Here is a 17187-nt window from a genome sequence, read left to right as displayed (position 1 = left end):
ATTGGTCGATCTATCCTTGATACATTAGAAACGTGTCTGTAGTTTTGATAAAAACTGTACGATATTTCAAATGCTATCCGGCAGATGTTCTAAATAAAAGATAAGGGCATTTAAATCTCGATTATCGAGTAAACTCAAATGATAATAGTATATTAGCAATACCCATGATAACAAGCAAAATACATTCGATAGAAGAAAACACCTCCTCTTTGTGGAATAAAAAAATATTCGGAATCAAAGCAGGGGAGATTGCAATAGTAGTAGGTTTAAATTTATTATCATCTTTTGTGTATCGATTTACTTTATGGACTGTCTATTGGAGTAAGCCAGATAAGTGGCAAAAACTTTTAAGTCCTTTAGAATGGCTTGATGATAGTGGGTTACAGCATATTTTGATGTTAACGGCAACAGCGTTTATATGGTGGGTTATCTTTAGAGTATGCAGTACATGGAAATTACACTATCGCTTATTGTTACATTTTTTATTATTACCTGTTTTTATATTAATAGCATGGAAAGGGTATTATTGGGTATCAGAACAATTTGAATTTGGACATCTACGAGGAAATCAGGAAAAATGGGATATTTATATCCCTGCATTGATCTACATGATACAATTTGCTATGTTTCATGCATACGAATATTATATCAGTAATCAGCGTAAAATTCGTAATGAAATAGAATTGAAGAATGTAGCACTAAAGAGCGAGTTAAGTGCAATCAAAGCACAGCTCAATCCTCATTTTTTGTATAACGTATTCAATACGATCAATGCCAGTATTCCTAAGGAAATGGAGAGTACTCGTGAGATGGTGGCTGATCTTTCTGATCTTTTCAGATATCAATTACGTGCCAGTAGAGAGGATTTAGTTCCTCTGAGAGATGAATTAGATTTTGTACGCAAATATCTTGATCTCGAACAAAAACGATTCGAAGACCGTTTACAGATTTCGATCGCTGTAGACAAAGACTTATTACATTGGCAAATACCTCCAATGCTTTTACAACCTCTTGTTGAAAACTCTGTAAAACATGGTATCGCCCCATTAACCGAAGGAGGACAGATCGATATTATCATTGAAGAAAAAGAAAAAGGAATCCTTTCTTTTACGATAAAAGATACAGGAGTGGGAGTGAAAGATAAAACTGTTGTTATGCAAACCGGAGTTGGGTTAAGCAATACACAAAAACGATTAGAAAAAATGTATAACTCTAGCCTGAACTTATCTGATAATGAACCAAAGGGATTGATTGTAGAGTTTAGTATATAGAGGTTAGGAAGTACGAATTTAGAAATATGAAGTAGTTAGGGAATAACATATTTATTTTACCATATATACGTGAAAAAAGTAATCATTGTAGACGACGAAAAATCAGGACGTACACTTATCAAAGAATATCTAGAGGCTTATCCTGATCTCATTTTATTAGGCGAGGCCAATAATGGAGTAGATGCTATAAAAATTATCAATGAGTTTAAGCCGGATTTGGTATTTATGGATATCCAGATGCCCGGAATGACTGGTTTTGATGTACTAGAGCATTTAGAAGAACTCCCACAAATTGTATTTAGTACAGCATATGATCAATACGCACTCAAAGCGTTTGAGGTACATGCAGTAGATTACTTATTAAAACCTTATACCAAAGATCGTTTTGATAATGCTATTTCACGTATTCATGAAGTCAAACAATTGATCCCTTTAGCCGAAGAGCATATCGAACAAAAACAACAATATCCCGAACGGATCATTGTACAAAAAGGAAATAAATATGTTACCTTGGCAACCAATGAAATATATCATATAGAAGCTTATGGAGATTATTCTAAATTGCACACGGCTTCAGATGTGTTTATCAGTAATCATGGGATTAGTGCATTAGAAGAAAAATTAGATCCCAAACATTTTTTACGCATCCATCGAAGTACGATTGTACATTTGGATAAAATCAAAGAAGTTGCCAAATATGGTAAAAGTTATATGATCATCTTATTAAATCAGGAAAATGTAAAAGTGAGTAGAGGCTACGCAGACAAGATTAAAGCGTTGATGTTTTAGTAAGAAATAAATATTTAGAAATTAGATTTTAAATCTAAAAAAAGTGATGCTTCTTGTTCAAAATACATTAAAAATTATATATTTTGGTCTTGTGCAAACAATTAGACAGACCAGTCATATCTTTTGTTATCAATAAAATTTTAGAAGAATTAGAATTATCCAAAGATTTGTGAATATTAGTAAACTCTTTTATTTACAAAATCATTGATCATCACATAACTACAGTTCAACGACGCAATAATCTCAATTATCGAAAAACTGAGATTTGAACCGAGTGATCACCCTATCTTTATGTCAAGGAAATTAAAAATATTGAGTTATGAAAGATGTATATAAAATATTCGGTTTAAGTATAATAAGTATTCTTCGTTTTTTAAGTGAACTACCAGCAGCTTCAAGTTTTGTAATGAGAAGATAATAATATATAAGAATGATGCCTCGCTCACCATACTTGATGGTTTAGAATTAATAATAATCATAGGAGTAAAAAAAACAGCTATATTAATAAAGAGTATAGCTGTTTTTTGTTGTGTATTATTTGTTTTATACCAAGTCATGTTCATTTAGTATTTCGTTGTGGTAATGAAAATCCTTCCGTATTGCTCAGAAATTTTAAAATACTAATACAAAAATATTAGAGATAAAACTTTAACACTTTACTACATCATTTTTCTTCAAAAAAAAAATGCGAGTCCCGAAAAATGAAACTCGTATGTCTTAATATTGCACTAGAAAACATTAAAAAACAATCTTAATAAAAAGTTAATAAAAAGCAAAAACCTGTATTTGAAGCATTTGCTGCAATGAAAGAAAAATATAGGTTTACAGATTGGAAAATGCCTTTTTAAACAAAGCTTTATTAACGGATTATTAGTAGATAAACTTTTGATAGCATAGAAAATGAAAAAAGCCCTACCCGGAAAAATAAAGGCGTTCAACCTTCAGGAAATGCTTTTAGTATTAGCAATTATTGGGATTTTATTACTGATTGCTCTGCCAAATTTTTTGCCTTTGATAGCCCAAACTAAAGCACAAGAGGCCAAAATACAGCTCAAAACTATAAGTAATATGCAAACCCAATATCGATACTTGAATTCTAAATATACCTTAGATTTTAACGAACTTAATTATGAAGCTCCCAGAACAGTAAAAGATGGAGGTACTGCTAATTATAGTTATGAACTGCTAGAAGCTAATGTTTCTAATTTCAAAGCGAGAGCCACAGCAGTAGTAGATTTTGATGGAGATGGAATATTCAACGTATGGGAGATAAACGAAAGTGGTAACCCAAAACAAATTACCAAAGACTAATGTTGTTGATCAAATTACTCATACTTAGTAGTCTTGCCATGATTTCTTATCAAGACATAAAAGAACGTCAAGTATATGCATTTGTATTTTTAGTACTAATAGGATTACTAGGATATATTCATCATCAGCATACATTACAAATTCATTTCTTATACGCGTTATTGATAAATACTACAGTCTTAATTATCATTATGGCAATGCTGTACCTGTATACATTACTTAGACTAAAACGTTCATTTTTTGAAGAAGTGTTTGGATTAGGAGATGTATTATTCTTTTTAGCATTGGCTGTAGGGTTTCCAACAGTGTCTTTTATTATTATTCTTGTATTTGCTTTATTATTTTCTCTAGCTATATGGATATTCTTCAAGAAAAGTGCAAAATATCCCACAGTTCCGCTAGCTGGATACATGTCTTTATTTCTAGGAGTAGTATTCGTTACGAATTGGACAACTAATGTAATATCCCTGTATCTGATATGAGTAGTATAACTACATATGAAATCCCTGTACATCTCAAACAGTTGATTACGCCAAATCAAGCGTTTCATTACAGGATCATACCTTTTGCAAAAGATGAAAATAGTATACATTTTAAATCTGATACAAAAGACATTATAGGATTACAAAAAGAATTAACCATTATACTGGGGTGTAGGATCACTATAATTGATGAAACTACAGAACATATACAATCGTATCTAACATTTAACTATAGAAAAGCGACGACCGCTTCAACAGAAAAATTACGTTACGAAGACCAGTTTTTACAAAAGTTAATTGCTACAGCAAAAGATTTTGGCAGTAGTGATATTCACATGGAACCTTATGAAAAAATATGCCGGGTACGTTTTCGATTAGATGGTAAATTAAAAGAACAATATACCATTGCCAAGACAGAATATCCTCAATTAGTTAATCAGATTAAAATACAATCAGGACTCGATATTTCTCAAAAGCGTTTAGCTCAGGATGGTCGAATTACTTTTAAACAAGGTACAGATGATTTTGATATCAGGGTATCTACAATGCCCACTTTGTATGGAGAAAAGATAGTACTTAGGTTATTAAATCGTAACACACAAGAAGTCTTATTGACAGATCTCGGTTTTACCCAAAAAGAAATACAAGAATATCGAGAAGCCATAAAAAAACCACAAGGCATTATTTTGATTTCGGGTCCTACGGGTTCTGGTAAAACGACTACTTTGTACGCTACATTAAAAGAATTAAATAAAGAAACTACCAATATCCTGACTATTGAAGATCCTATTGAGTATACATTAGAAGGGATTAATCAAGTACAACTTAGAGAAGACATAGAGTTTGATTTTCCGGCAGCACTTAGAGCATTTTTGCGTCAGGATCCTGATATTATCATGGTAGGAGAGATTCGAGATGATCGTACTGCCGCAATGGCAATAAAAGCTGCACTTACGGGACATTTGGTGCTCTCAACTATACATACCAATTCTGCATGGGCCACGATTTCTAGATTAATCGATATGAAAGTCCCTGCATTTTTATTGGCGAATACCATCACAATGAGTATTGCACAGCGCTTGGTAAGAAAACTTTGTCCACATTGTAAAACTGCCAAAAACGCAGTTTCAGAGGATTTTCCAAAACATTTTGAAATACCAGAAGAATTACAGCAACATTATGTCGCTACAGGATGTGATCAATGCTATCATACAGGATATATAGGAAGAAAAGCTATTTATGAGATATTACCAATTACAAAACAATTAGAAACCGCAATTCGACATAACGAATTACAAATCGATACATATATCAAAGAAAATCAAATTAATACGTTGCAATACAACGCAATACGGATGGTCATAGATGGGGAGACCTCAGTAGAAGAAGTGTATGCACTATTAGTAGATAACTAAAACAAGAATGATAAAAAAAATACTACTTATTGCTACACTTACGATTGGAATACACGTTTGGTCGCAAGAGCATTTTCAGAATCAATCTCAGGATAATACACGTATTGCAACAATAGAAAACAAACTTGCATTGCGATCTGTAGAGATACCTGGATTAGCAGAAAAGGTGAATGTAAATATTTCTAACACTTCGCTACTTAATTTTTTGAGAGCTGTTTCTCAGGTTCATAAAATCAACATCAACTTATCCAACGATTTGAATAACATTACCATCGTCAATGGATTTAATGATGTGAGTGTACAGGACTTATTAATGTTTTTGGTAAAAGAATACCAACTCGATATTGCTTTTACAGGAAATATTCTTTCTATTAAACAGTATGTTCAACCCGTAGTTGCTCCTGTAGAAAAAGAAATTTTAGTCGATTATGATGTATTATCTGCTACGCTATCTACAGATTTGAGTAATGATCCACTACCCAAAGTGTTTAGAAAAATAACCGAAGTTTCAGGTAAAAACCTACTGTTTACGCCTCAGCTTAATACCAAAAATTTGAACCTTTTTATTAGCAGTGTCCCTTTTGATATTGCTATGAAAAAATTGGCAGAGGCAAATAATCTTGATTTTAATAAAACCAGAGATGGTTTTTACGAATTCGATGCTTTTCCGCAGCAAGGAAATGAAGGAAACGGAGCGAGTGGTTACCGTCCCAGACGTGCCAACTTTTCTTATACAGTGGTTGATACACTCACAAAAGTAGTTTCAGTTGATCTTAGAGATACGCCGGTTGCTAATGTGATTTATACATTAGCAGAGGATCTACATCTTGATATTTTTACAGCTTCCCCACTAGAAAAAGCAGGAAAAGTCACTGTAAAAGCAGAATCAATTTCATTTGATGAATTACTGGTTAAAATTTTTGAAAGCAATATTACATCTACTCAACAGATACAATCAAACCAAGGAAATTCAAATAGTTTTAATGCTCAACAAAATCAGCAAAATAATCCACAATCTTCATCTGGTGCATTTACCTTCAAAAGAGAGGGAAATGTGTATTATTTTGGTACCGAAGATCAATTAGCACTCAAAAAGATAGAGTTGGTACAGATGATGCACCGATCTATTGCTATGCTTGGTGACGCAAGTTCTTCTACCTCTTATGGAAACAGTTTTAATAACAATAATTTTAGAACAGGAGGGGTAAATTATATTTCAGGAGCGTCTAATTCAGGGTTTAATCAAAATGGAGGTATTAATGCAGGAGCAGCAAGACGTTCTTCATTTAGAAATACTGGTTCTTCATCAGAATCCACATCAGTTGGAGATATTTCTGAAGTTTTTCCTTCGACAGTGACCGAAGGGCTAGACATAAGAATCGATACAGAATTAAATAGTTTTGTGATCAGCGGTCCGGGTACAAGGGTTGAAAAATTTAAAGACTTTATAAAATATATAGACAAACCAGTACCTCTAATTTTGATCGAAGTTATGATTCTCGAAGTGAGTCGTTCTGCAACGGTAGAAACAGGAGTAGAATTTGGTATTGGTAAAGAACCTGTAACTACAGAAGGACGGGCTTTTCCTGATGCCAGTATTACATTAGGTGCAAAAACTATCAATAGAGTTATTGGTGGATTTGATGGTTTTGGATCATTAAATCTAGGTAATGTTGTTCCTAACTTTTATATGGATATCAAAGCCATGGAAACCAATGGTAATGTAAAAATACTATCCACACCTAAGCTAAGTACTCTAAATGGTCATAAAGCTTATTTATCTAGCGGGCAAACTACGTACTACGCTGTGACTAACCAAAACTTTTTTGGGTCACAAATTCCTCAAACTTCAGAAGTGGTTAATTATTTACCTATTGATGCAGAACTTGCTTTAGAATTTAAACCTTTTGTTTCAGGAGACGGTCAAATTACCCTTGATATACAGGTGATTCAGTCTAATTTTAGTGGAGAGCGCATCGCAGAAAATGCTCCTCCAGATATCAACAGTAGAAGGTTCTCTTCTATTATGAGAATGAAAGCCAATGATGTTGCTATACTTGGAGGAATAGAACAAAAAGTGAAGAATGATTCGGGTACTGGGGTGCCACTGCTATCAAGAATCCCAGTATTAAAATGGTTGTTTAGCAAAAGAACAAGAGAAGATTCAAAGAAAAGGTTGAATGTAATCATCAAACCCACTGTCTTTTATTAATGCAAAATTTATTATCGACATACAATCCTTTTAGACAAAAACTAATTGCTGTAGAATATACTGTAAAGGAAGCTACACCAGTATTTTTTGGACTCAAATTCGCTAAGAAGAAAGAAGAATGGGATATTGATCAAACCTTTACTGCTTTTGAAATAGGCGAATTATCAGAATTTTTAAAAGAGACCAAGCAAGTACATCTTGCTATTACAGATGATCAAGTACTTTGTAAAGAAGTCTCTCAGACAGATGTTGATGCCGTGATTATATCAGAAGCTTTTCCTAATCTTAATCTTGATGATTTTTACTATCAGATCCTAAGGACATCTCATAAATCTTTTGTCACAGTTTGCCGAAAAGAATATGTAGCATCTATTATTACAAAATTACAGACAGAAGGAATCAAGGTACTTTCGGTAACACTTGGTGGATTAAAAGTAAGTGTGCTATCAAAGTTTACAGATCATACTTTACAAACGTCTACTTTAGAAATCAAATTTGACACTAATGAAATTGATTCGATAGTGTCGACAGATAATACTCAAGAACAGTATAAGATAGAAGGACTAACTTTTTCTTCGACACATACATTACCCTTGGCTATGGGGTTGTATACAGCAATGGGATATCATAACATTTCAGGAAATCTTGATCTCAAAAATCAAGCCCTTGCTCAAGGAAATAAAGAAAAACAGCTTTTTAAAAATGTGTTGCAAATTGGCACTGGTTTTCTACTCATTACTCTGTTGATCAACTTTTTTGTATTTAATAGTTTTTATAAAAAATGGCAGAATTTGCAAGAAGAATTACAAATTTATACCTCACAAAAGGAACAGATTATTCAGAAACAGTCTTTAGTGAATAACAAAGAATTACTGGTACAAAGTATACTCACTACCGGGTTTTCAAAAAGCTCTTATTATATCAATCAAATTATACAATCACAACCCTCGACAATAGTACTTAGTTCGCTTGTTTATCAACCCCTATTAAAACCTGTTAGAAACGAAAAAGAGATCGAATTCAAAGACAAAGTGATTACCATCACAGGAACTTCGATCAACAAATCGGATTTTACCATTTGGTTGAGAGCAATAGAGGCTTTATCATATATAGATACAGTAACGATTGTACATTATGGATTGAATAAAATAAATACATCAGATTTTGAATTAATGCTTAAAATGAAATCTAATGAAACAAAAAAGTAAAAATATAGCACTGGTTGTAGGGCTTATACTGGTACTATTGATTGCGTATCAATATGCTTTTGCTAAAACCTTTACATTACAAAAAGAAGTTGATCAGCTTACTCTTGAAAAAGAAAAATATATGGCAGCTCCGGTACAACTGGCTGCACTAACCAAAAAAGAACAGCAATTAGATATCATTCTGGCAAAAAATAATGTTGAAGGAAACTCTTTGCAGCATAACCTTCTTAAAACCTTAAATGGATTATCCTCAACTTCAAATATAAAAATTATTGCTTTTGAAGAACCTCATATATATAGAGATAAGACTACAAAAAAAGGCATGACTACCTATGATTTTGTATTACAGGGAGAGTATAATGCTCTAATATCAGTTATCTACGAACTAGAACAACAGTATAGTTTTGGAAATATCGTGCAGGTCAACTTTGAGAAAAAGAAGGATTTTAGAACAAGAGCCACCTATTTGCAATGTAGAGTGTTGTTGCAACGCCTTAATTAATAAGTAAACTAATAGCATACATGAATAATTACAAAATATATGGACTTTTCACCCTTTTTGTTTTTTCAATTTTAGGATGTCACAGCGTTAGAATTAACAAAACAAAAATGCATACAGCGGTCAAAAATCCTATTGCTTTGGGTGTGATAGGCATACAGGAAAAAGGGATACAGTTTTCAGAATATCAAACCATAGCTTTTCCAGAATATAAAAAACGTATTCGGGTACATGCTGTGACCACAGATTTTACGGCAAAGACTTTTTCAGCGTATTCTAAGGTGTCAAAGAACGATGCTCAACAAGTTAAATATATAGATTCGATCAAGCGTAAGCCCAAGTTTCTAAACCTAGAATTGCTAGACCGAATTACTACTATTGCAGAATTACAAGAGGATTACAATTCGCAAACGTATAATTATCTAAAAGGACAACAAGACATAACACTAGTTACCAATATTTCGATGGCAGTTTCACAAGAATTAATACGTGAAATTGAGCAAGCAGAAACTATATTTTTAAAAAATGGAGGGTATAAACAATATCAGTTAGAACTATTAAAAGATCACAAAACTTTTAAAACGATACTCTTTTCTGATACAGCTATTTTTGCTTACGGATTATCGTTTTTCTGCTGGAGCGAAAATGATAAGAGGCAAATGATATTACGAGATCTTGTTCAGGAACATTCATCTTGCCCTAAAAACACATATCAGGATACCGAAAAAGCAACTCAAAAAACAAACTATTTTAAACTGTAATAATGAAAAAGATACTATATATAGGATTATTTTTTCTTACACTTATAAGTTGTGAGGAAGTATTTTTTGAAGAAGATCTTGAAGAAGAAATGATAAATCTTCTTGCACCGATAGATGAGGCTATTGTACGAAATACGGCAGTTACGTTTAGTTGGGAGCCTGTTGATCAAGCTACAGAATATTTATTGCAAGTAGCACAACCAAATTTTGAAAATGCAACTCAAATCGTTCTGGATACAACAGTTACTAGTGTTAGTTTTACATCAAATTTGATTAAAAATGAATACGAATGGAGAATAAGGGCTCAGAACTCAGGGTCTTCAACACCATATGCTACAGCAAAATTTACAGTTTTAGAAAATGAGGAGTTTTCTGCCAGACAGGTTGTACTAACAGCTCCGGAGAACAATGCTTTAAACAATACAAATGAGACAATCTTACAATGGCAAAATGTTACCGATGCTACTTCTTACAAAATACAGTTATTGAATAGTAGCAATGAGGTTGTTCAAGAAGAAACTACAACAGATACTTCTATTACAATCACATTTCCGGAAGGAGTAACACAATGGCAAGTACGAGCAGAAAATAATACGCAAAACACATTTTATAGTACCAGAACTATTACTATAGATAGTGAAGCTCCAAAACAACCGGTTAATAGTGCTCCTGCAAATGATGCCACGCTCACAGAAACTACAGTAAACTTTAGTTGGACAAGAGAAACTGTAGCGGGTACTGCTGAGTTTGATAGTATTTTTATATACAAAGATGTTGGACTAACCCAATTAGCTACCAAAGATCGTGTTACCTCACCTTCAGAGATAGCGTTAGAAACTAGTACTACCTATTATTGGTTTATAAAAGCTTTTGATGAAGCGGGTAATGAGAGTGAATCAGGAACGGTATCACGTTTTACAATAAATTAGGTTATATGCTGAAGAGTAAGAAATCATTATATATCCTATTACCACTTGTAGTGTTTATTTGGGGAGCTATTATCTTTCAGGTACTAGGTGCATTTTCTGATGATGATCCCATCTTTAATGAAAACACTCAAATCGATGTTTCTGAAATTACAACTAAAGAAAGAGAAGTCTTTACAATAGAACCTTTAGAAAGAGACCCTTTTTTAGGAACATTGTATCAACCTAAAAAGAAAAAAAGCAAGAGCACAAAACCAAGAGTTCAAAAACAAACAGCTTTCCTTTGGCCAAATATTCAATATAAAGGACTGGTATCGGGTAATAACAATAATGCTATTTATTTGATTTCGATCAATGGTGTTGATCAGTTGATGAAGGTAAAACAAACTATTGATCAGGTTACACTTATTAAGGGGGCTTCAAGTACAATTAGATTAAAATATAAAGGAAAAACTAAAAATTTTACTATTGCCAATTGAAGATATTTCACAAAATAGAAGCACAAGCTATGCAATTTGCCATTCTGGTTTCCGTTTTGGTTGCATTATTGTTAGGCGCTTTTTTAATGCTTACTCATGTGCATTCTTTTTTTAATATCAAGTCAAAAGAAATCATAACAGCCTTTGAAAAATCTAATCAGCAACTTTTTGTATCATTAGATACTGATAATATCGTACGTAACGATACGATTATAAAAACGGATAATACAGGGAGCTCAAAATTAAATGTAGTTTATCATGGAGCTTGGATAAGAAGATACTCAGAAATACAGACTCATAACCAAAAAGTATCAAAAATAGCGCTTACGGGCTCAAAAAAGACAGAGAGTAGCCCCAATTTGTATGTGAAAGATAATAATTCACCATTAGTACTTGTAGGAGATGCTCGATTAGAAGGGAATACCTATTTACCAAAACAAGGAGTTAAAGCCGGAAATATTTCCGGACATTATTATCAAGGAAATACTTTGTATTATGGGCGTTCTTTTGTGAGTAAAACAACACTTCCCAAATTTGATTCAGACTGGGTTGCTTACCTTAAAAAGATCACTCAAGGAGCTTTGTTAGCAACTATAGATCAAATACCACTACAAGATGAACATAAAAATTCATTTCATGCCCCTGCTCAGTTGATTTATGATATCGATCCTATTGTTTTAGACGATCAAACGATATCCGGAAATATTATTATTCAGTCACAATCTCAAATCATCATTGGGCCAAATGCGCAACTCACCGATGTAATTTGCATTGCTCCCAAAATTACTGTGAGTAATAGTTTTAAAGGACGGTTTCAAGGAATTGCTAATCGCAAGATTGAAATAGGAAAGGCGTGCTATTTGTCTTACCCTTCTGCATTAATCCTTATTGATGAAAGGAAAAAGACTGATCAACAGCCTCGTAATACGCAGCATCATGATCCTGAAGTTACAATAGGAACCCAATCAATCATTGAAGGAGGTCTTGCATACATAAAACCTAATATTGATACAAAACAAAATCGTATACAAACCAATGTTGAGATAGCAAAAGGAGTTGAGGTTGTGGGAGAAGTGTATTGTGATGGTAATATGGATTTTCAGGGTACTGTATTGGGAGCATTATATTCAAATCAATTTATTGCCAGACAATCGGGGTCTATATATTTGAATCATATTTATAATGGTAAAGTATTACTGAACCCCATAGAAAATTATGCGGGGTTGCCATTTGCAAATCAAAAAAGTGATATCGTACAATGGTTATATTAAAAAAAATACGATCAGCAACTTTGATAGAAGTATTAACAGCTTCAGTTTTGATTGTCATTGTATTTATGATTGCCAGTTTAAGTTTTAATAATGTATTTACCAATCAAATACAAAGAGATCAAAGCGCTGTAGAAAACAGAATAAAAGAATTAGAATATTTGTTTATTCATAAAGAAATAAAGATTCCCTATACAGAAGATTTTGATGAATGGGAAATTACAATCATGTCTGTTGAAAAAGAAATAGTACTCTCGTATATAAAAGAAAACAATACGTATGAAAAAAAGCTATTTGTAAGATGATGTTGCTAAAACGTAAGATAAATGCATTTACACTAACTGAGATGATTGTTGTGATTATTATCTCTGCGATAGTCGCCGGGCTAGCTTTTTCGGTATTGGGTATTGTACAAAACCAGATGAATGCTATTACAAATAATTATAACCGTAAAGAACAAATACAATCTTTTGAAACAGCCTTAACGATTGATTTTAATCAAAATACCAAAGTAAATTGGAATCCATCACAAAACAAATTAATAGTATCGTCCCCAATTAAAGAGCGAAATTACATCTTTTATGAAGATAGTATTGCCACAGATATTACTACATATTCTTTGAGGATAAAAGAGAAACTATTTTTCTGGAAAGGAAAAAGGGTGACAAAAGGTAATATAGATGCTATCAAATTAAGATTCAAAGAAACCCGAGAAGTTCACAGTGTATTCGTATTTAAGTACAATGATCCTTCTGCAAATTTTTAAAAATATGGGTATCAAAATAGAACAACAACATAATAGTCAACGCCAAAAAGAAACGTCCTTTGATATTTCGGCAATATTAACAAAAGAAATTACACTATTTGGAACTTCATTTTCTTCAAAAAAGAAAGAACAATGGTATGCAGAATTAAGTATATTATTAAAATCAGGAATCGACCTCAGAAGCGGACTAGAGTTACTTGCCGATACTCAAAAGAAAGAAAAAGATCAGGAATTGATGTCTTCTATGCTCTCTCAATTGGTTGCAGGGAGTTCTTTTTCAGATATTCTTAAGCAAAACAAAAACTTTACTGATTATGAATATTATGCCATAAAGATTGGTGAACAAACAGGGCAGCAAGCCCAAATTGCTTTTGAATTGAGTGAATTTTATAAACGCAAAAATGAACTGCGTAGAGAGATTATATCAGCACTTACCTATCCGATTATAGTAATGTGTACAGCATTGTTGGTTATCGCTTTTATGTTGAAGTACGTTGTACCGATATTTGTTGATATTTTTAAACAAAACAAAGTCGATTTACCAGGAATTACCGAAGCCATTATAAGCTTTTCTAACTTTGTAAGTGATAATAGTTGGTTATTATTAGGAAGTATTCTTGTTGGTGTCACTGCAATGATATTCATCTCTAAAAAGAAATGGTATCGAAAAATTTTAGGAAAGATTCAACTTCGTTTGCCTATCCTCGGCAATTATTTTCAAAGGATTTACATGGCACAATTTACCCAAGCAGTCTCTCTATTAACGATGGCAAAAGTACCTTTGGTAGATAGTATTGATCTTGTAAAAAATATGATAAATTTTTACCCTCTTCAAGAAGGGTTACACAAAACGAGGGATTTGGTGCTTGTGGGAGGGTCGTTGAGTAGTGCTTTTGCTCAACATTCGATTTTTGATAAAAAAATGATCGCTATGATACGGGTTGCCGAAGAAACAAATCAAACAGAATTTATCTTTCAAAGACTTAATGAGCAATACAACCAACAGGTAAAACATCAATCACAAGTGATTTCTAATGTTCTTAATCCGTTATTGACCATTGGGGTTGGAATTATTGTAGGAGTCATTCTTATTGCTATGTATTTGCCAATGTTCAGATTGAGTAGTGTAATTGGGTAATATTAAAAATCTTCGAAATAAGTGTTTTTACTTTTTTGTTAAGCTTATATCTCTCAAAAAAAGAAACCCTTTAAACAAAATAGTTTAAAGGGTTTTTAAGTGGTCCCACTTGGGCTCGAACCAAGGACCCCCTGATTATGAGTCAGGTGCTCTAACCAGCTGAGCTATGGGACCTAAAACGGAGGGCAAATTTAAGAATTTGATATATACACACCAAATATTTTTTTTGATAATTTTTCAAGTGATTTAAAATACCCTAATATACATATTACTAGTTCTACTTTATAGAGGAGCTTCCTGGCATAATTCGATAAGAACACTGTTGGTATCTTTTGGGTGTACAAAAGCAACTAATTTATTGTCTGCTCCACGTTTAGGAGCCTTATTGATCAGTTGAAACCCCTCTTTATCTAGTCTGTCCATCTCTTTCTCTATATCATCTACATCAAAAGCAATATGATGGATCCCTTCTCCTTTTTTAGCAATAAATTTTCCTATAGGGCCATCATCTTTGGTGCTGGCGAGGAGTTCTATTTTATTATTTCCAATTTTAAAAAATGACGTAATCACTGATTCGCTTTCAACAACTTCTTGTTTATATGGAGGAACTCCCAAAAGTTTCTCATATACAGTATTTGCCTGATCAATATCCTTGACAGCAATACCAATATGTTCTATTTTATTAATATGATTCATATTATGATACTATTTATGTGGTAAAGGTACTATTTATCTTATTGTGATATAACGAATATAAAGTCAAATAATACAAAGAAAAATAGTAAAAACTTGCTGGATAAGGTGTTTAATGAGTCGCTATCTTTTTAAAAGTATTATTGTCTTATGTCTTCAAAATATTAATATGTATTTTTGTGCCATGGAAACAAATAGACAGAAAAAAATTGCAGGAGTATTACAACGAGATGTTGCAGATGTGATACAACTTGCTTTACGAGAGGCTGGAGTACATGGAATTTTGGTTTCTGTAACTAAAGTAAACGTTACAACTGATCTTTCTTTGGCAAAGGTATACATGAGTATTTTTCCGCATAAAGAAGGAGAAACAGTATTGAAAGAAGTAAATGCAGTAAAATCACAGATCAAACACCAAATAGCACAACGTACCAAAAATCAATTGCGTCGTATGCCCGAATTATCCTATTTTATTGATGATTCGTTAGAATATATTTCAAATCTTGAAGAAGCAGTAAAAGGGAAAGAAAATCCAATACATGATCGTGACCTTCTCGAGAGACGTAAAAAGAAATAATATCTACAGGTAATCCTAACATAATGATTTATTCCTGTGATTTCATCATTATTCTTTTATCTTTATTCCAGAATTAAGATAAACATCTATTTTACGACCTCAGGCAAATTTTGAATTTTTCACTTTACATCGCAAAGCGTTACTTATTTTCTCCGGGTAGCAGTAATGCCATCAATATTATTACAGGTATTGCCGCAGCAGGTGTTGTTATAGGGGCAATGTCTCTCTTTATTGTATTGTCAGGTTTTGCAGGATTAAAAGATTTTAGCCTTCAGTTTTCTACATATTTTGATCCTGATCTTAAAATTTTTCCTTCTGAAGGAAAGACCTTTATCTTTACTAAAGATCAAAAAACAAAAATTTCTGCTCTTGATGAGGTAGTTAATTTTTCTGAAATTGTTGAAGAACATGTGCTCCTTGAGTTTAGAGAGAAACAAAAAACAGCTTTTATAAAAGGTGTAGATGCTAATTATAGTAAAGTTGTTCAAACAGATAGCATATTAGGATATGGAGAATGGTTAACAAATAATGATTTTCAGGTAGTGGCCGGTAGTGGGATTAGCAGAGAATTGAGTATGGGAGTAGAGCAAACCTATACCAATCTCTTAAATATTTATGTGCCTAAACCTGGCAAAGGTATTCCAACAGATCCCTCAAAAGCATTTAGTATAGAAAAAGCAGTAAATATTGGTATTTATAGTATTAGCGAAGAACTTGATAGTAAATACTTATTTGCTACAACAGGGTTAGTTCGCAAATTGCTATCCCTATCAGAAGATAAAGTCACCCATATAGAAATTAAACTGGCTCCAGAGGCTGATGAATCAAGAGTAAAACAAGAGTTGCAATCGATTTTTGAGGATAAAGTAATTGTTAAAAACAGAGTACAGTTAAACGATGCTTTATATAAAATGCTGAACACAGAAAATCTCGTTTCTTATCTCGTTATTACCTTGATCGCTATCATTGCTCTGTTTAATGTTGCCGGAGCGATTATCATGATGATAATCGATAAAAAAGACAACATCAAGACGCTTTACAATGTTGGTGCTGCTTTACCAAAAGTTAGAAAAATATTCTTATTTCAAGGATTGTTAATGACGATATTAGGAACATTGCTAGGATTATTATTAGGTTTTACCCTTATTGTATTACAGCAACGTTTTGGTTTATTAATGATTACCCCTTCGTTACCATATCCTACTCGAATCACAGCAACCAGTTTTGTGATTGTTTTTTTTACAATAACAATTATCGGATTTATTGCTTCTTTATTGGCATCGAGTAGAATCAATCAAAAATTAGTAAATTAAATTTTTCTGTCATTTAAAAATTATGCTTTTAAAATATATAATCATTATTTATGATTAATATATTTTTAGGTATTTTCGG

Annotated in this window: 18 protein-coding genes and 1 tRNA gene; 17 read left to right on the top strand and 2 right to left on the bottom strand. The window is 32.7% G+C overall.

The window, feature by feature from the left end; genetic code table 11:
• Positions 1-164 precede the first annotated feature (164 nt).
• The 15 genes from FHK87_RS08925 (at position 165) to FHK87_RS08855 (ending at position 14525) form a co-directional block, all read left to right on the top strand.
• Complete coding sequence (locus tag FHK87_RS08925; RefSeq protein ID WP_140592329.1) at positions 165-1271, top strand: sensor histidine kinase; 1107 nt, start codon at positions 165-167, stop codon at positions 1269-1271.
• Positions 1272-1340: 69 nt separating this feature from the next.
• Positions 1341-2060, top strand: coding sequence for a LytR/AlgR family response regulator transcription factor (locus tag FHK87_RS08920; protein WP_140592328.1), 720 nt, complete (start codon positions 1341-1343; stop codon positions 2058-2060).
• Positions 2061-2960: 900 nt separating this feature from the next.
• A complete protein-coding gene (locus tag FHK87_RS08915) occupies positions 2961-3371 on the top strand; it encodes a prepilin-type N-terminal cleavage/methylation domain-containing protein (protein ID WP_140592327.1) in 411 nt (136 codons plus the stop codon).
• Positions 3372-3376: 5 nt separating this feature from the next.
• Positions 3377-3853, top strand: coding sequence for a prepilin peptidase (locus tag FHK87_RS08910; RefSeq protein WP_226294160.1), 477 nt, complete (start codon positions 3377-3379; stop codon positions 3851-3853).
• On the top strand, positions 3850-5268 hold the full coding sequence (locus FHK87_RS08905; RefSeq protein WP_140592325.1) for a GspE/PulE family protein: 1419 nt from the start codon (positions 3850-3852) through the stop codon (positions 5266-5268). Before FHK87_RS08910 ends, FHK87_RS08905 begins: the two co-directional genes overlap by 4 nt.
• Positions 5269-5275: 7 nt before the next feature.
• Positions 5276-7480, top strand: a complete 2205-nt coding sequence (locus tag FHK87_RS08900) for a type II secretion system protein GspD (protein WP_140592324.1) — start codon at positions 5276-5278, stop codon at positions 7478-7480.
• Positions 7480-8688 (top strand): hypothetical protein, encoded by a 1209-nt coding sequence (locus FHK87_RS08895; RefSeq protein WP_140592323.1) that lies wholly within the window; start codon positions 7480-7482, stop codon positions 8686-8688. The genes FHK87_RS08900 and FHK87_RS08895 overlap by 1 nt, the downstream gene beginning before the upstream one ends.
• On the top strand, positions 8672-9190 hold the full coding sequence (locus FHK87_RS08890) for a hypothetical protein (RefSeq protein WP_140592322.1): 519 nt from the start codon (positions 8672-8674) through the stop codon (positions 9188-9190). Before FHK87_RS08895 ends, FHK87_RS08890 begins: the two co-directional genes overlap by 17 nt.
• A 107-nt stretch (positions 9191-9297) precedes the next feature.
• A complete protein-coding gene (locus tag FHK87_RS08885) occupies positions 9298-9948 on the top strand; it encodes a hypothetical protein (protein ID WP_140592321.1) in 651 nt (216 codons plus the stop codon).
• 2 nt (positions 9949-9950) lie between these two features.
• Complete coding sequence (locus FHK87_RS08880) at positions 9951-10877, top strand: fibronectin type III domain-containing protein (RefSeq protein ID WP_140592320.1); 927 nt, start codon at positions 9951-9953, stop codon at positions 10875-10877.
• Positions 10878-10882: 5 nt separating this feature from the next.
• Entirely contained in the window at positions 10883-11353 is a 471-nt protein-coding gene (locus FHK87_RS08875; protein ID WP_140592319.1) for a hypothetical protein, read from the top strand.
• Positions 11350-12624 carry a hypothetical protein gene (locus FHK87_RS08870; protein WP_140592318.1) on the top strand — a complete coding sequence of 425 codons (1275 nt, stop codon included), beginning with the start codon at positions 11350-11352 and terminating at the stop codon, positions 12622-12624. The genes FHK87_RS08875 and FHK87_RS08870 overlap by 4 nt, the downstream gene beginning before the upstream one ends.
• The gene (locus FHK87_RS08865) at positions 12612-12926 is read left to right on the top strand and encodes a hypothetical protein (RefSeq protein WP_140592317.1); all 315 of its coding nucleotides are present in this window, start codon (positions 12612-12614) and stop codon (positions 12924-12926) included. The genes FHK87_RS08870 and FHK87_RS08865 overlap by 13 nt, the downstream gene beginning before the upstream one ends.
• Complete coding sequence (locus FHK87_RS08860; RefSeq protein ID WP_140592316.1) at positions 12923-13387, top strand: prepilin-type N-terminal cleavage/methylation domain-containing protein; 465 nt, start codon at positions 12923-12925, stop codon at positions 13385-13387. The genes FHK87_RS08865 and FHK87_RS08860 overlap by 4 nt, the downstream gene beginning before the upstream one ends.
• A gap of 4 nt (positions 13388-13391) precedes the next feature.
• Complete coding sequence (locus FHK87_RS08855) at positions 13392-14525, top strand: type II secretion system F family protein (protein WP_140592315.1); 1134 nt, start codon at positions 13392-13394, stop codon at positions 14523-14525.
• A 100-nt stretch (positions 14526-14625) separates the two neighbouring features.
• Here the strand turns inward: FHK87_RS08855 and FHK87_RS08850 are convergent.
• Both FHK87_RS08850 and mce read right to left on the bottom strand, forming a co-directional pair.
• Positions 14626-14699 (bottom strand) — tRNA-Ile (locus tag FHK87_RS08850).
• A gap of 108 nt (positions 14700-14807) precedes the next feature.
• Positions 14808-15212 (bottom strand): methylmalonyl-CoA epimerase, encoded by a 405-nt coding sequence (gene mce / locus FHK87_RS08845; protein ID WP_226294192.1) that lies wholly within the window; start codon positions 15210-15212, stop codon positions 14808-14810.
• Between the two features lie 190 nt (positions 15213-15402).
• On the opposite strand from mce, the gene rbfA reads away from it, so the two are divergent.
• A complete protein-coding gene (rbfA, locus tag FHK87_RS08840; protein ID WP_140592313.1) occupies positions 15403-15795 on the top strand; it encodes a 30S ribosome-binding factor RbfA in 393 nt (130 codons plus the stop codon).
• 110 nt (positions 15796-15905) lie between these two features.
• Positions 15906-17108, top strand: coding sequence for an ABC transporter permease (locus tag FHK87_RS08835; protein WP_140592312.1), 1203 nt, complete (start codon positions 15906-15908; stop codon positions 17106-17108).
• Positions 17109-17187: the final 79 nt, after the last annotated feature.

This window comes from Aquimarina algicola, assembly GCF_006443095.1.
Lineage (GTDB): Bacteria > Bacteroidota > Bacteroidia > Flavobacteriales > Flavobacteriaceae > Aquimarina > Aquimarina algicola.
This window is presented reverse-complemented; position numbering and strand designations above follow the sequence as displayed.

Coding starts and splice junctions, on each gene's coding strand:
- FHK87_RS08895 (WP_140592323.1), top strand. CDS start 7,480: ATGCAAAATTTATTATCGACATACAATCCTTTTAGACAAAAACTAATT.
- FHK87_RS08885 (WP_140592321.1), top strand. CDS start 9,298: ATGCATACAGCGGTCAAAAATCCTATTGCTTTGGGTGTGATAGGCATA.
- FHK87_RS08890 (WP_140592322.1), top strand. CDS start 8,672: ATGAAACAAAAAAGTAAAAATATAGCACTGGTTGTAGGGCTTATACTG.
- FHK87_RS08905 (WP_140592325.1), top strand. CDS start 3,850: ATGAGTAGTATAACTACATATGAAATCCCTGTACATCTCAAACAGTTG.
- FHK87_RS08900 (WP_140592324.1), top strand. CDS start 5,276: ATGATAAAAAAAATACTACTTATTGCTACACTTACGATTGGAATACAC.
- FHK87_RS08915 (WP_140592327.1), top strand. CDS start 2,961: ATGAAAAAAGCCCTACCCGGAAAAATAAAGGCGTTCAACCTTCAGGAA.
- FHK87_RS08855 (WP_140592315.1), top strand. CDS start 13,392: ATGGGTATCAAAATAGAACAACAACATAATAGTCAACGCCAAAAAGAA.
- rbfA (WP_140592313.1), top strand. CDS start 15,403: ATGGAAACAAATAGACAGAAAAAAATTGCAGGAGTATTACAACGAGAT.
- FHK87_RS08880 (WP_140592320.1), top strand. CDS start 9,951: ATGAAAAAGATACTATATATAGGATTATTTTTTCTTACACTTATAAGT.
- FHK87_RS08860 (WP_140592316.1), top strand. CDS start 12,923: ATGATGTTGCTAAAACGTAAGATAAATGCATTTACACTAACTGAGATG.
- FHK87_RS08925 (WP_140592329.1), top strand. CDS start 165: ATGATAACAAGCAAAATACATTCGATAGAAGAAAACACCTCCTCTTTG.
- FHK87_RS08865 (WP_140592317.1), top strand. CDS start 12,612: ATGGTTATATTAAAAAAAATACGATCAGCAACTTTGATAGAAGTATTA.
- FHK87_RS08875 (WP_140592319.1), top strand. CDS start 10,883: ATGCTGAAGAGTAAGAAATCATTATATATCCTATTACCACTTGTAGTG.